This window comes from Helicobacter sp. L8 (genome assembly GCF_003660355.1).
Classification (GTDB): Bacteria; Campylobacterota; Campylobacteria; order Campylobacterales; family Helicobacteraceae; genus Helicobacter; species Helicobacter labacensis.
This window is the reverse complement of sequence record NZ_QXQR01000003.1, coordinates 136,423-150,787: the sequence shown is the minus strand read 5'-3', so window position 1 is coordinate 150,787 and position 14,365 is coordinate 136,423. Positions and strand designations below refer to the sequence as shown.

The 14,365-nt window shown below is 46.5% G+C and carries 13 protein-coding genes and 1 pseudogene; 3 read left to right on the top strand and 11 right to left on the bottom strand.

Features of this window, described 5'->3' with window-relative positions; all coding sequences use genetic code 11:
• Positions 1-19: 19 nt before the first annotated feature.
• Positions 20-1,932: pseudogene (locus EAO37_RS02990) on the bottom strand (motility associated factor glycosyltransferase family protein).
• A 16-nt stretch (positions 1,933-1,948) separates the two neighbouring features.
• On the bottom strand, positions 1,949-3,493 hold the full coding sequence (locus EAO37_RS02985) for a flagellin B (protein WP_120945310.1): 1,545 nt from the start codon (positions 3,491-3,493) through the stop codon (positions 1,949-1,951).
• A gap of 108 nt (positions 3,494-3,601) precedes the next feature.
• On the opposite strand from EAO37_RS02985, the gene topA reads away from it, so the two are divergent.
• Both topA and EAO37_RS02975 read left to right on the top strand, forming a co-directional pair.
• Positions 3,602-5,881 (top strand): type I DNA topoisomerase, encoded by a 2,280-nt coding sequence (gene topA, locus EAO37_RS02980; protein WP_120951457.1) that lies wholly within the window; start codon positions 3,602-3,604, stop codon positions 5,879-5,881.
• Positions 5,882-6,790 (top strand): radical SAM protein, encoded by a 909-nt coding sequence (locus tag EAO37_RS02975; protein WP_120951455.1) that lies wholly within the window; start codon positions 5,882-5,884, stop codon positions 6,788-6,790. It abuts the gene before it with no gap.
• An 11-nt stretch (positions 6,791-6,801) separates the two neighbouring features.
• On the opposite strand, the gene EAO37_RS02970 is transcribed toward EAO37_RS02975, so the two are convergent.
• The 9 genes from EAO37_RS02970 to EAO37_RS02935 all read right to left on the bottom strand — a co-directional run bounded on the left by EAO37_RS02970 (position 6,802) and on the right by EAO37_RS02935 (position 13,447).
• Positions 6,802-8,508: a DUF262 domain-containing protein gene (locus tag EAO37_RS02970; RefSeq protein ID WP_205589736.1), complete on the bottom strand. Its 1,707-nt coding sequence runs from the start codon at positions 8,506-8,508 to the stop codon at positions 6,802-6,804.
• Between the two features lie 183 nt (positions 8,509-8,691).
• Positions 8,692-9,996, bottom strand: coding sequence for a PAS domain-containing methyl-accepting chemotaxis protein (locus EAO37_RS02965; protein WP_120945318.1), 1,305 nt, complete (start codon positions 9,994-9,996; stop codon positions 8,692-8,694).
• Positions 9,997-10,146: 150 nt separating this feature from the next.
• Positions 10,147-11,028, bottom strand: coding sequence for an MFS transporter (locus EAO37_RS02960; protein ID WP_120951451.1), 882 nt, complete (start codon positions 11,026-11,028; stop codon positions 10,147-10,149).
• Between the two features lie 23 nt (positions 11,029-11,051).
• The gene (locus tag EAO37_RS02955; RefSeq protein WP_162982940.1) at positions 11,052-11,204 is read right to left on the bottom strand and encodes a hypothetical protein; all 153 of its coding nucleotides are present in this window, start codon (positions 11,202-11,204) and stop codon (positions 11,052-11,054) included.
• A 48-nt stretch (positions 11,205-11,252) separates the two neighbouring features.
• Positions 11,253-11,384, bottom strand: a complete 132-nt coding sequence (locus EAO37_RS09805; RefSeq protein WP_276206406.1) for a hypothetical protein — start codon at positions 11,382-11,384, stop codon at positions 11,253-11,255.
• Between the two features lie 76 nt (positions 11,385-11,460).
• Positions 11,461-11,664, bottom strand: a complete 204-nt coding sequence (locus tag EAO37_RS02950) for a 4-oxalocrotonate tautomerase family protein (protein WP_120945322.1) — start codon at positions 11,662-11,664, stop codon at positions 11,461-11,463.
• 101 nt (positions 11,665-11,765) lie between these two features.
• Positions 11,766-11,954, bottom strand: a complete 189-nt coding sequence (locus EAO37_RS02945; protein WP_120951447.1) for a hypothetical protein — start codon at positions 11,952-11,954, stop codon at positions 11,766-11,768.
• A gap of 18 nt (positions 11,955-11,972) precedes the next feature.
• Positions 11,973-12,287 carry an SEL1-like repeat protein gene (locus EAO37_RS02940; protein WP_162982939.1) on the bottom strand — a complete coding sequence of 105 codons (315 nt, stop codon included), beginning with the start codon at positions 12,285-12,287 and terminating at the stop codon, positions 11,973-11,975.
• 104 nt (positions 12,288-12,391) lie between these two features.
• Positions 12,392-13,447 carry a tetratricopeptide repeat protein gene (locus tag EAO37_RS02935; RefSeq protein ID WP_120951443.1) on the bottom strand — a complete coding sequence of 352 codons (1,056 nt, stop codon included), beginning with the start codon at positions 13,445-13,447 and terminating at the stop codon, positions 12,392-12,394.
• Positions 13,448-13,673: 226 nt separating this feature from the next.
• On the opposite strand from EAO37_RS02935, the gene EAO37_RS02930 reads away from it, so the two are divergent.
• Complete coding sequence (locus EAO37_RS02930) at positions 13,674-14,360, top strand: HrcA family transcriptional regulator (protein WP_240451705.1); 687 nt, start codon at positions 13,674-13,676, stop codon at positions 14,358-14,360.
• Positions 14,361-14,365 lie beyond the last annotated feature (5 nt).

Sequence of the window (14,365 nt, the reverse complement as noted above, 5' to 3'; positions counted from 1 at the left end):
ACCATGCCAAAAGCAAAGATTATTCCCTACCCTCCCATGTATCTAGGGCTTCTTGTAAAATGTCCTTCACACAGGTGATCCCCCCTGCTAGACTAAAAAGCCAGTATTTGTGCGCGTAAATCCATTCTAGCTGTTTGGCTTGCAAATCCTCTTGGGTTGGGGTGGGTTTGACCACAATCTTAGCGATGTCTAATTCTTGGTGAAAAATATAGGACTGGATCGCGTCATTAAAACACTGGTTGAATTTGACCTCTTCAAATAAGCCCTTGAGATCGTCAATTTTGCCACTCAGGTCTTCGATGCGTTTTAAATCCAAATTCTCCAATTCTTGCTTGGCGTTCAAGCCCTCAATCTCCTCTAAAAAAGCCATCACTTCCAAAAACAAAGCCTCTATCTTTTCCTTACACTCTTGGGCGTAGGCAATCGCATCTAAACAAGTGTTTCTAGCTTCCTCCAGCCAGCGCGCGCTGCGCTCTGGACTTGGGGGGTGAGTTTTAAGGGAGGTTTAGGCTCTAGGGCGGGTAAATCCGCTTTGATACGCGCGATTGCCTGCTCAAAACTCAATTCCAAAGTGCCCCTAATTCTAGCTCCGCCTTGCGTGGCGTTGATCACTTCTAAGTTATAGGGCGTGTGGTAAATGTCCTTTTCAAAGAAATCTAAAAAGAGTTTCCAAATGCGTGTGCTCTCTACCTGCCCCTCCCCGCCATAGGCTTCAATGAAAATCTTCTCTCCCTCATCTTTGGGCTTGATTTCTTGTGCGCCATAAATTGCCCCGTGCGCATGACTCTCTCCGCTGGGCGCAAAGCTCAAATCCTGCCCGATAAAAATACACCGTTTGAAACGCGCATGCACCACAAGCTCATAAGCCATGTTAGCCGCACTCATGCCAATGCCCAAATAGCCATAGTCGTGCAAATTAAACAAAGAGGTGTAGCCAAAGGGGCGCAAACTAAATTGAATCGTGCCCTTGCTAATAGCTTGGCGTAAGCTTGGGTGCACAATGGAGGTGATCGCAAAGATCACGCCCTCTTGCGCCTCTTTGGGGGTGTCTTGGTAAAATTTGGCACTAGCCTCCACGCGCTCCAAAGAAAAGACTAGATCGGGTTTGATTCCATGCGCGTGCAAAATGGGAAAGGACGCATCAATGCAAAAAAGCGTCGCATAAGGGGCAATTTCTTTGAGCAAGGGGAGTTGTTTATTCAAACTAGGTCCGGTAGAGACAATAATAGCGGTGTTATAGCGCGCGTTGCGCGCTTTGAGGGCTTGCACAAGGTTAATCAGCGTGGGGGTTTGCACCACAAAGGGTAGATTTTGCACATGGTGTTTGATCCCCACAATGGCATCCCTAGCGTCATTGCCCACGCCAATCACAGCGTTTTCAAGGGCTTTAATGAAGTGCTGGTTAATTTGTGTGAAATCTGGGGCGTAGCGTTCGTAATAGGGGTGGGTGATGATGAGTTCATAGACTTTAGCGTAAATTTTGGCGTGTTTGTCCATTAAAAATAGCGAGGCGATCAAAGGGTAATTGCACGCGCTAGAGTGGAGCAAAATGAGTCGATCGCTTTGTATCTCCTCGCTGAAGTCTAGTAAATTCAAAATGATGAAAAGAATTTCTAATTCTGGTTCGATCACTACAAGGCGTTTGAGTTGCTCCAAGCCCAAAAACAAGCGCATAAGCATTCCATTGCCTGCGCCATAAAAATAAAGATAGGGAATGTAGGCATAAGCCTTTAGTTCTTCAAAACGATTTAAATTCTCTTCTAAGGGTTTATGGGCAAATAGAGGCGTATTGGTAGAGATGTCCACGATATTGAACGCGTCTTGTTGCACAAAGACCTCGTATTTGAGATTACTCTTAAGCTTGCTCAACTCTAGGGCAAGTAGGGGGTCTTTAGCTTGCAACACCCCTAGATTTTTCTCATAAATACTCAAACCCAGTCCACCCCCTCTATTGCAAGAGTCTCAAGACATTTTGTTGCACCGCGTTAGCCTGTGCCATCGCAAAACTCCCACTCTGAGCCAAGATGTTATACTTGGAGAAGCTTGCGCTCTCCTCAGCAAAATCCACATCGCGGATTTGCGACTCGGCGGCTTTCACATTCACTTGGGTTACAGAGATGTTGTTGATCGTGGTAACCAATTCCATCTGCACAGAACCTAGATCGGAGCGAATCTTATCTAGCTGGATACGCGCGCTCTCTGCCATGTCCATCACCATCATCGCCCCGCGCAAACTGGTTACCCCTGCCCCAATCCCTTTGAGATTGAACGCCGCTTGGGCGGCATTGGCGTTCCCTCCGCTCGCGCTCGCCGCGTTGGCATCAAAAACCCCACGGATGTCTTGCAAATTCACCGTGTATTGGGCGACCCCTTGGGAGGAGTGCAAGCCGATATGGCTGAAATTCACCCCGCTGACGATGATGTCGCGCGCGTCCTCCCTAGTGAGAGTCAAGCGCCCCACAATGGCATGCCCATCGCCTGAAATGCCCTTGAAATTCCCCCCCCCAAAGACATGCCCAGAATTGCCTTGGGTGTGCACGGAGATCGCCCGTCCATCCGTGGATCGCAAGTTGATGCGCCCCTCAATATCTGTATAGGCTTCTACCCCCGTGCGCTCCTTAACAGAGTTGATCGCGTTGGTCAATCTCCCATCGCGGTCATTGTGTTGGACATCATTCACATTCCCGATCAACACCCCATTAATGGTTAAGCCCACCACAGTGCCCGACTCCACAGAATTCTGCCCCGTGCCCATCACCACCGCCGAAGCGCGCACGCCCAAAGCCACAGAATTTTTGTTGATCACATTCACCAGCGCGCCCAATCCCGTGCCAGCACTCGTGGAGATCTTCACCGACTCCAATTTGAAGTCGTTAACCCCATTGGTCTGCTTGAATCTAAGGGTAACTTCTTGGAGATTGTGCGCGCCCGCACTCACCTCCATCCCACCGCGATCCATCGCGGAGGTTTCAAAGCGCACATGCCCGATCTTATCTGAGCCCGTAGGACCAATAGAAGCCTTGATCGTAGTGTTTGAGTAAGCCCCAATTTGGAACTCTTTGTTAGAAAAACTCCCGGCTAAGAGTTGTTGCCCATTAAAACTCGTGGTGTTGGCGATATTGTCCAACTCTTCTAAGAGGCGTAAAATATCGCTTTGCAACGCCTTTCTGGTTTCAGCGGTTTGCCCATCTTGGGCAGCCTGCACGGCTTTAGTTTTCACCGTGTCTAAGATTTTGATCTGTTCGTCCATTGCCTTATCCGCGGTTTGCACCACCCCAATCGCATCGTTAGCGTTTTTAACCGCCTGCCCTAAGCTCGCGCTTTGGCTTCTCAAGCTATCCGCGATTGCCATCCCTGAGGCATCATCGGCAGCTTTATTGATGCGCAAGCCCGAACTCAATTTTTCTAAAGAAGTAGAGAGATCGCGGTTGTTGCGCACCCCGATAGTGTGCGCGTTCAATGCGGCGACATTCGTATTGATTCTAAAACTCATCTTTGCATCCTTTGCGATAATATGCCCACGCAAAGCAATAGCTATTCCATGTTTTGCAGATCATCCATGCACCAAAATAGTTTATAATGCGGCAAAAACGAGGTATTTATGGCTAAACACACCAAACTCATCATTGTAGAATCCCCCACCAAAGCCAAGACAATCGCGCATTTCTTGGACAGTAGTTATGAGATCATCGCCTCTAAGGGGCATGTGCGCGATTTGAGAAAATACGCGATGGGCATTAGCGTGCAAGATAACCAATTTATCCCCAAATACGCGGTGGATAAAGACCATAAAGAGATTGTCGCCCAGATTTTACAACGCTCTAAAGCCGCCAAAGAAGTTTACATCGCCACAGATGAGGACAGAGAGGGCGAGGCGATTGGCTACCACATTGCCTACCTCATCAACCAAGCCGGGCACAAATCCCAAGACCCCCTGGAGGAAATGCGCGCTTTGCAAGCCCAAATCCAGCCCAAAGCCCCCCATAACCCCATCTTTGCCTTCCCGCGCATTGTTTTTCATGAAATCACCAAATCGGCTATTTTACACGCGCTCAAGCACCCTAAAACCCTAGATATACATAAAATTAACGCCCAACTAGCCCGCAGACTTCTAGATCGCATTGTGGGCTTTAGTTTGAGTTCTCTACTAGCCTCTAAAATTTCTAGGGGCTTGAGCGCTGGGCGGGTGCAAAGCGCTGCGCTCAAACTCATCGTGGATCGCGAACGCGAGATACAAGCTTTTAAACCCATTACTTATTACCAAATTGAGGGGGTCATGGGGGGGGTTAAGGTGGAGTTGCAAAGCTACCAGCACGAAAAGCTCAAAAAACAAGCTCTTAGGGATTTGCAAAAAGCCTTAGAAATGGTGGCTAAATTGCGCGATCAAAGCTACCAAGTTAGCAACATCGATACCAAAGAGAAAAACACCCCCACGCCCCCTCCCTTTATGACCTCAACCCTGCAACAAAGCGCCTCCAGCCAACTGGGCTATAGCCCCTCAAAAACCATGAGCATTGCCCAAAAACTCTATGAGGGGGTAATGACCCCGCAGGGGGCTAGCGGGGTGATCACCTATATGCGCACAGATAGCCTCAACATCGCCAAAGAGGCTATAGAGGGCGCGCGCGCCTTTATTGAAAAAACTTATGGCGCGCCCTTTTTACCCAAAAAGCCCAAAACTTACACCTCCAAAAACAAGAGCGCTCAAGAAGCCCATGAGGCGATTCGCCCCACTAATTTAGACTTCACCCCCAGCGTGGCTAAAGCCTATCTCAAGCCTGAAGAGCATAAGGTCTATACCTTGATTTACCAACGCTTTTTAGCCTCCCAAATGAGCGATGCGCGTTTTGAAAACCAAAGCGTGTATTTTGCTAATGAAAAGCTAGGGGCGATCTTTAAAGCCAGTGGGCGCAAGTTGCTCTTTGAGGGTTTTTACAAAGTTTTAGGCGAGGTGGATAAGGACATGCTCTTGCCCGCTTTCAAGCTCCACCAAATAGTGCGCACAGAGGCTTTAGAGGCTAAAGAGTGCACCACCCAGCCCCCCGCGCGCTACTCAGAGGCTTCTTTGATCAAAACTTTAGAGAGTTTGGGCATTGGGCGACCTAGCACCTACGCGCCCACCATCGCCCTACTACTTAGCCGCGACTATGTGTCCTTGCAACAAAAACAGCTCACCCCCACCCCCAGTGCCTTTAGCGTGATTGAGATTTTAGAAACACACTTTAGCCAGATTGTGAATACCACCTTTAGTGCCGGGTTAGAAGACAAATTAGACGCGATTGCTAGCCACCAACTAGGTTGGCAACAAATGCTTTTAGACTTCTACACCCCCTTTATGGCGCAAATTGAGGAGGGCAAGCTCAATATTGTCTCTCAAAAAGTGAGTGTCCCCACAGGAGAGGCATGCCCGCAGTGTGGCGCGGATTTGGTGCAAAGAGTGGGGAGGTATGGGGAGTTTGTGGCATGCAGTGGCTATCCTAAATGCAAATATATCAAGTATGAAGAAAACGCAGATTTGGGCGTGTGTGAGAAGTGCGGCGCGCCCATGGTGAGCAAGAAGGGGCGTTTTGGGGCGTTTGTGGCGTGCAGCGCTTATCCCACTTGTAAAAATATCCGCAACACAGAAACTAAAAACACCCCCCCTCTTGCCAAGTGCCCGCAATGTGGGGGCGATGTGCGCGCCAAAAGAGGTAGAAAGGGGATGTTTTATGGTTGTGATAATTACCCTAGCTGTAAATTCATTTCTAATTACAAACCTGACTCTCAGCCATGTGAGGAGTGTGGGGGCTTGCGTGTGCTCAAAATCTATAAGAAAAAACCCAGCGTGTCAGAGTGTCTAAAATGCCATGCCCAAGAGATAATCCCAAATGAGGAGGCATGAATGGGAATTGTCTTTGGTCCTTTGCAATCCCGGCGTTTTGGGTGGTCTTTGGGGATCGATGTAAGCGGAGAGGTGAAACAATGTAATTTTAATTGCGTTTACTGCGAACTCAAGGCGCACAAGCCTGTAGATAAAATGGCGCATGTGATCCCCCTGCCTGCCCTCTTAGAAGCGGTGCATAACGCCTTACAGATTCACAAAAACACCCCCCTAGATGTGCTCACCACAACTGCCAATGGCGAACCCACACTCTACCCTCATCTCTATGAGTTTATCACCCAACTTCAAACCCCTCCCGGACTTAAGACTTTGATTTTGAGCAATGGATCGCGCTTTGGCGATCCTGAGGTGCAAAAAGCCTTGTTGCGCTATGACATCGTGAAATTCTCTTTGGATGCGGCTGTGCCTAAGGCGTTTGCTAAGGTGGATAAACCCAGCGCAAGCATTTGCCTAGAACATCTCTTAGAGGGGATTGCAGATTTTAGCGCGCGCTATGAGGGCATGTTAGTAGCTGAGGTGTTATTAGTCAAGGGGGTTAATGATAGCTTGGAAAATATCCAAGCTATCGCGCGCTTTTTGCGCCAAATTAGAATTGCGCGCGTGGATTTGAGCACCATCGATCGCCCCCCCTCCCATAATGCTAAACCTTTAAGCCCAGAGGCGTTATTAGCCATCGCAGCGCATTTTGAGGGTTTGCCGGTCAGTTTAGCCCTGCGCGCACACTCCCCTAGCACTCTTGCTTTGCAAATGCTAGACCCATGCGCCTTTTTAGCGTTGCTAGAACGCCGCCCTTTAAGCACACCAGAGGCGCGCAACTACCTCTCAGACAAAGATTTAAACACCCTATTACAAGAGGGAAAGGTGCGCTTGAGAAAAATTGGCGCGCTGGATTTTTACTACCATGCTTAATAAAGCGGGGTCTAGATCGCATATTGCTTGAAAAAGGCGTGCAAGCGCGTGTAAATCTCCTCTGTGCGCGCCTCTATGTCGGTTTGTAGCCAATCGCTTTGGGGGAGTTTGGCTAAATCTTGGGCTTCTAGGAATTTGGATTTAGCGTATTGGGCTTTTTTATCATCAAAATACCCATTGCTGGCTTTGATATTAAGGGGTTTTTCTAGCAATATTTTATTGCCAATGGATTCGATAAAGGGCTTGGCTTTGATCTTGTCCCAGCCGGTGTAATTTTTGCGCCACTGCGTGGTTTGGGGGAAGATGTGCTCGATCTCGCGTTTCTCGCACCCCTCTAGTATTTGCTGTGGGTATTTTAAATATAAATTGAGGGCTAGCAGGGCTTTGGTGAGTTTTTTGCTGGATTGCGCGCCATCAAATTGGGCGCGGAAAGTGCGCTTGTTCTTTGTGCAGAGAAGTTTACCCGCCAAAATATCCTGACTTTGGGCTTGGAAATCCATAGTGCCACTTTGGTATAAGGAAGTGTAGGCGTTGTGAATCAAAGTCTTGAGCTTAATGGTGTTTTTGCTGATCGTATAGAGCAAGAAATGTGCGCACAGACGCATTAAAAGTTCCTCATGGTTTTTGAGATAATCCTTACCCCTATCTAGGCAATACATGTAGTAAGCGCAATCTAAATATTTCCAATGTTCGTTATCGATAAGTCCTAGGACACTATAAAACTGCTTCGATCGAAGAGTATAGCGACTTCCTGCATACCAATACTGCTTGATCTTGGTAATGTTTTGCATGACAACGCCATCTTTTAAAATCCCCCTGTGTTTATCAAGAAAAAAAGATCGCAAGCTAATTTCACGGCTTTTATCTTTATGTTGGGCGCGCACCACATGCATGCAGAGTCTAAATAGAAATTCCATATTAGTTTTATACTCCAACTCTTTCCATTGTTGGAGAAACTCTTGGCGTTCTTGATCTTTTTTGTGGGCGAAAATCACGCTCCTAAAAATGTCTACATCCCTCAAGGGAAGCCCGCGATCATTTAAGGTGTTGAAGACACGCAAAGCGTATTCAAAACGCCTCTCTTCATCATGCCCCTCGCATTCCACAGGAAGCACAATGCAACCATGCAACACACACACGCAAAGATCGCAAAAATCATCGGGATATTCTTTAGCGAATTCATCTAATTGTTGGCAAAAATAGTGGTAATTCTTCTCATAATTAGAGATAATCTCCCCCTCCTCCTCCTGCACCAACCCCTTGTTTTGTAAAATGTCCTGCAATATTCTCCCCCCCACATCGCCCAATGCCTCACTGCGTAAATTAGGGGTGTTATAATGGGGGTTGCCCGTGATTTTATCAATATCCCATAAACAAGAAGCGATGTCATCGATAAGTCTTTTACTCTTAGCGTTATTGCCACTAACCAGCTTGGTATGCATCGCCTTGAGGAGTAACATTAAGGTCGTGGTGCGCTGTTGCCCATCGACGATGTGCTGTTCTCTATTGAGCGGATACATCACCATAGAACCTAGAAAATAAGGGTTTTCCTCAAAAAGATGAGGGCTGTTTTCTTTGCCATCTAAAAAGAACGCCAAAATATCTTCCCAAAGCTGTTCGCACTGCTCTTCTTCCCAGACATAGGGTCTTTGGTAGGGGGGAATCACAAACTTATTTTTAGAGAGATGCTCCAAGACACTCTTTTGCTCTGTTTTCATTGTAATCACAAGTGCCTCCTTTAGCCAAGTAAGCCATGCTAATGCGCCCTTGCTTAAAGCGCACTTACTAAGCGCGCCCCCTAAATCCTACAAACTTGACTACACACACCAAAATAAGGAGTCAGCAGCAAGGATCATAAGCCCTTTTAGCGCGCTTTTGGGCACTAAAAGAGGTGGAATTACTCAAATCCCCATGCCCTTAGCCACCTTAGAGCCAGCGACTTTAATTTTTTCCATAGAGTCTTTGCTCTCACAAGAGAGCGCGACTGTTTTGTCTGCCTCCTGTGTCCCCGCATCGATGTTAACCACCACTTGCGCGGTGATTTCAAAAATCGCGCTAATAATGCCCCCAATTTCTGCTACCGATTTGCCTGTGCGCTCGGCTAATTTGCGCACTTCATCAGCCACCACCGCAAAACCTCTGCCATGCTCACCTGCCCGGGCGGCTTCAATGGCGGCATTGAGGGCTAATAAATTGGTTTGATCGGCGATGTCCTTAATGGTCTGGGTGATGCTAGAAATGGATTCAGATTGGCTTTTGAGCGTGCTCACTAGGTCCGCGCTGTTTTTCATGGTCTCTGCTACGCCTTGGATACTCTGCGTGGTTTTTTCGATCACCGCGACTCCATGGTCGGTCAAGTCTTGATTTTCTTTGATCAAATCTAAGGTCATTAGAATCTTTTCCTCTTTGGGGGTTACATCCCAAGCAAATTTGATAATCTTGTAAATCTTGCCCTCAGTGTTAAAAACCGGGTTATAACTGGCTTCTAAATACACCTTTTTCCCCTTTTTATTGAGGCGCACAAAGGTGCCACGGGTAAAGTCCCCAGCGATTAAGCGATCCCAAAAGGCTTCGTATTCCGGGCTTTTCACATACTCAGATTCACAAAACATGGCATGCTTCTTCCCCTTGATTTCCTCTAGACTATAGCCCATGAGGTCTAAAAAGTTGTCATTAGCCATGAGGACTTGGCGTTCTGTGTCAAACTCAATTAGAGCCATGCTCACCAAAGCGGCGTTGTAGATGGATTTCAAGTCATTGAGCTCGAGAATTTTACTGGTTACATCTGTGGCGAATTTCACCACCTTGATAACCTTGCCTTGCGCGTCTAAAATGGGGTTATAGGTGGCTTCTAAGTAAAGGGGTTTTTTCTCTTTAGTGAGGCGTTTGAAAGTGCCTATTTTGAAAAGCCCATTGGCTAAATCTTGCCAAGCATGCGCGTATTTAGGGGAACGCACAGATTCAGGATCGCAAAACATGCTGTGGTGCTTGCCCCTCACTTCTTCCAAGCTATAGCCCATGAGCCTTAAAAAGTTATCATTGGCTTCGAGCACCACCCCAGAGGGGTCAAATGCGATCACGGCCATGGATTTATGGATAGCTGTAAAAATGCCCTCTAAATCGGCGTTCTTTGTGCGCAGCGCAACGATGAGCTGTTCTTGTTCTGCGCTGTGTTGTTGCTGGTGCCCCACATTGAAAAAACCCATGCTAGCCTCCTAAAATGATTTTACTTTTGAGAATTTTAGCTAGAAAGTCGTTATAGAAATCTTATAAGCGCGCAAAGATAAAATACGGAGGGATACGCACAACTTCAAAGGGCAATACAGGAGTAAAGGATCTCTGCTTTACCAAACCTCTCAATGCGGGGTTTTGTGCTTAAAGCCCCAAAATACCAATACCGCCACCACATTAGCCACAGCCAGAAAGATAATGGCAAAAAATAGAATGTAGTCGTGGTTAGCAGACATATCTGGGTAAAAATGCTTGCCTAAGGTCTTTGCACCATCCACAATGGGAGTGATCAAAATCCATGCCAGAAACCCAGAGAGCAAAGCACTCATGCTATGCCAGGATAGGAAGGTAGTCTTTTGAGCTTCAGGAGCGCAAGCCTGCCAATAGGCTAGATCAATGGCATCAACAATCACTTCTAGGATACTGCAAAGTATTAAAAAGGGGACAATCGCCCAAAAATTGATGGGTAAAATTTTAGTGAGCACCAGCACAAAAGCAATGATGAGCACAAAGCCTTGAGAGAGAGTTAGCAAAAGCACGGCGCGAACTTTGCGCTTTACATTGCCAATAGCCGAGATGATGAAACTCCCCCCTAAAGACCCCGCTGTCAGCAAGCCTATTAAAAGCCCCGTAATCTCAGAAGAAAAGAGATCGATGCTCACGGGCAAGATGATTTTATTAGCGATCCCAGCAAAGATATTGGCGATTAAAGCAAAAATAGCATAAGCAAAAATGGGGTGGGATCGCAAAATCTTAAACCCCCCTAGAAAGGAGACACTGGGGGTTGTGGCTACTGGGCTTGAGTTACTATTCTTAGCCCATAGCCAATCTATACAACACAAAAACGCAAGCAGGGCGCACCCTAGTTGGATCAAAGCTAGATTAGCGATGCCCAAAGGTTTTAATAAGAACCCCGCTAGAATGGGGGCGATGAGAGTGGCGCTAAAATAGGAGGCTTTGATCAAACCATTGACGCGCTCGTAATTCTTAGATGTGGCAAAGGACATTTGTATACTCTTACTCGTAGGTCCTAGCAACGCCCCCCTACACCATGAATCACAAGGATCAGAATTAGAAAATAAAAATTCATCTGCGCTTTTAAAATGAAATATTGCATGACGCTTAAGGCGATCAAACAGAGACGAAATATTTGCACGCTGAATTTGGGGTTATAACGCTCCATGAGCGCGCCCACTTTGGGCAAAGGGCAGGGCAATCAGGGAAGATAGCATCATAAAAAAGCCCAGCTGGCGAATTGGGCAATGGAGCCCGAGCTTTCATAGACCCACAACATCAGCCCTACGCTAAAGATAGAACCCCCTAGCGCGTAGATGAAGGTAGAGAGTAGATAGCGTAGTAACACTAAGCGACCTTTGAGCCATCATTAAAAAGTAGACTCTCCCGTGGATGAACACGGGCTTGTTGGTGGTGGATGGACATCACTGCCCTTGGCGCACCCGCGTAATACTTTGCCCCCCCAAGCCATAATTATCCGTGTCGATCTCTTCAATGATCACCACGGTGGAAGCCTTGTTTTTATTGAGGACTTGGACTAATACATCTGTAACCCCGGCGATCAACGCCTCTTTTTGCTCTTTAGTGGGACCATCTTCTTTGGTGATTTTAATATTGACAAAGGGCACAATCTCTCCTTAGCAAGCTATTGGATACGATTCTAACATTTGCATGTTAATATGGCGCACAAGATTTATCTACCATGAAAACGCGGATCTCACCTGCTTTTTTAATAATCTGCCCTTTGCATGGGCATGGGCGTGGCGTTTTTAGCGGGGTTGGCTTCTAGGGCTTTGGTGGTGTTGGCTACTCCTTTGTCCTTAAGTCTTGTTAAGAGAAAAGCGATCGAGCGCGAGCGGTTGGATAAAAAATTAATGATAATTAAAATACCCGTGTATCTCTTGTGGCAATTAGACAAATAACCTGCCGGTTAGCATCAATGTAATTTCTGCCATTTTTCTAACGCTAAAGTCGCATCCTTGTTCTCAAATTCTACCGCTTTTTTCAAATACCCTAAACCCAGTTTTTCATCTTTGGCTGTGCCCAAGCCCTCTAAGTAGGCTTGAGCTAGAGCATAAAGAGTTTTGCCTAGAGTTTGGGTATCTATTTTAGATTGTTTAGCGCGCTTATAGTCAAAGTCGCTAGGGTGTAAGAGTTTAAGATCACACACTTTATAATGCGAATCAATGTTCAAGCTCAGTTGCCACTTATCGCTCGTGTCGTGTTCAAATTTTGTTCGCGAAGCGGGCATGCACCCTTTGGCAAATAACAAGATATTTTGATACAACTTGAATTTAGGGGCGGAGGGATCGCCCTGCTCGATAACATGGCGTGCTTTTAACGCGTGGGTGTTGATCAAAAAAGCGAGCTGGAAAACGCATAAAAAGCGCGATTGGCTAAATCATTGAAAGTTTGGTGCGCATAATTATCAGCCACAGAGCGATCCACTGTCCAGAGAATCTCACCATTCCACATTGGCATGCGATAATAACCACTCAACACATAGCGCAATCCTAAAAAACGATCAAAACCCAAGCCGTAGTAAAGACCTGCTTGGTTAAAGTCCTGCTTCACTCCCTTGCCCTCAAAATATAAATCAGCCAAGAGAAAGGTTCCCATAATGCTGTGCAAATTGCTAGCTTGGCTATACAGCCTAGCAGCCCTTTTGTAATCTTGGCGCTTCTTGGCTTGCTTGGCTAGTTCTAGTAAGCGATCCATATCTTTAAGCGCGTCTTGGTTTTGCAAATCCACGGCACTTGCTAAAAATTGCTGGGCTTTTTTAGGGTTTTTGGGCACGATTTTGCCCTTTTTATAAGCCTTGCCTACATAGTAAAGCGCATCGCTTAATTGAGGAATGTCCTCAAAGCGATTCCACCCATAGTCATAAGAGGAGTAGGAGCCAAGTAACTTAAGACACCGCTTGTGTCCAAAGCGCCAATCTTTAGAGATAGGATAGCAGGCATTATCAGCCTTATAGACCAATACTCTTTGGTAGAGATCAAAGGCTTTTTTAGGGTTTTTGGGTGTCCCTAAACCCTTAGCATACATGCCCGCTAATTTAAAGCCCGCGCGTATTGCGGCCTCATACTCATAAGAACCATCCCCCACTGTGTAACCTTGTGGAATGGGACCTATAAAATTTAAGATAGCCTTCTGGTAGTAAAATTTGGCTTTGGCATAATTACGCTTTATCCCCCCATCCCCAGCTAAATAGCGATCTGCTAAAAACTCTGCCCCCATCGCGCTGCCCGCTTGATTGAGCTTGTGGTATATCCTCAGCGCTTTTTTATACTCCTTATTGTCAAAGGCGATCCAACCATCTTTCATCATGTATTCATAGGATGTTGGGCTAGATTTAGCCCACCCTACACTTAAAAACACCCACAACGCCCACAACACCCCTTTGAACACAATGCGTCCTTTTTGCGCGCATTATAACTAAAGCAGACAAATTTCAAATCTACTTATAAACTAGAAAGTATTTTAAATATATTACTTTATTAAAGTTTAGTCTATATATATAAAGTTATGGGATAAAAATCCCTAAATTTTAGCAATATTTGAAAAGTAATGCTAAATTTTGCAAATTTCATGCTATAATGCGCTTGGTTTAAAACATGGCAAGAAAGGTTAGTGAATGGGTGCTAAAAAAGAGTGGCTCTTAGAAGCGTGCATTAGAGCGTATTTGAATAGCCACACGCCCATTGGCTCAGAGAGTTTGCGCCTTTTTTTACGCGCCCACCAAAATAAGCACATCTCCTCAGCGACCATCCGCAACCACTTCAAACGGCTCACCAAACAAGGGGTGTTGTGCCAAAGCCATAGCAGTGCGGGGCGCATCCCCACAAATCAAGCACTCAAAGATTATTGGCGCGCCAAACTCAACCCCTATACCCCCCTAGAGGTGGATTTGAGCCGTTTAGAACAAGCCAGCGCGCGTTATGGGATTTGTAGCATTGTGGAACTCTATGAAAAGGCGCGCTTGCAAGCCGTGCACAACCACGCGCACAAGTGGTTGATCTTGGATTTTGGGGCGTTGCAAATCTCTTTGGACTACCACAGGAAATTAGAGGGCTTTATCAGCGCGCTAATTGGACTAGAATGCCAAGCGATTCGCCAGATCGCCCTCTCTGTGTGCGCCATGCGCTTGGCTAGGCAGATCGAGCATTTCTACCAAAAGCGGCTTTATTTTGGGTTGGGGTTTTTGATCCCCTTGAGCGCTCAAGGGGATCAAGGGCTTTTGCTAGAGATGTTGGGGGGGCGCATTTTTAGGTATTTAAAAGAGGGCTTGTATTTTGAAAGTCTATTGCCCTTGGTTTTTTAGGGGTG

Coding starts and splice junctions, on each gene's coding strand:
- EAO37_RS02985 (WP_120945310.1), bottom strand. CDS start 3,493: ATGAGTTTTAGAATCAATACGAATGTCGCCGCATTGAACGCGCACACT.
- topA (WP_120951457.1), top strand. CDS start 3,602: ATGGCTAAACACACCAAACTCATCATTGTAGAATCCCCCACCAAAGCC.
- EAO37_RS02975 (WP_120951455.1), top strand. CDS start 5,882: ATGGGAATTGTCTTTGGTCCTTTGCAATCCCGGCGTTTTGGGTGGTCT.
- EAO37_RS02970 (WP_205589736.1), bottom strand. CDS start 8,508: ATGAAAACAGAGCAAAAGAGTGTCTTGGAGCATCTCTCTAAAAATAAG.
- EAO37_RS02965 (WP_120945318.1), bottom strand. CDS start 9,996: ATGGGTTTTTTCAATGTGGGGCACCAGCAACAACACAGCGCAGAACAA.
- EAO37_RS02960 (WP_120951451.1), bottom strand. CDS start 11,028: ATGTCCTTTGCCACATCTAAGAATTACGAGCGCGTCAATGGTTTGATC.
- EAO37_RS02955 (WP_162982940.1), bottom strand. CDS start 11,204: ATGGAGCGTTATAACCCCAAATTCAGCGTGCAAATATTTCGTCTCTGT.
- EAO37_RS02940 (WP_162982939.1), bottom strand. CDS start 12,287: ATGCCCGCTTCGCGAACAAAATTTGAACACGACACGAGCGATAAGTGG.
- EAO37_RS02930 (WP_240451705.1), top strand. CDS start 13,674: ATGGGTGCTAAAAAAGAGTGGCTCTTAGAAGCGTGCATTAGAGCGTAT.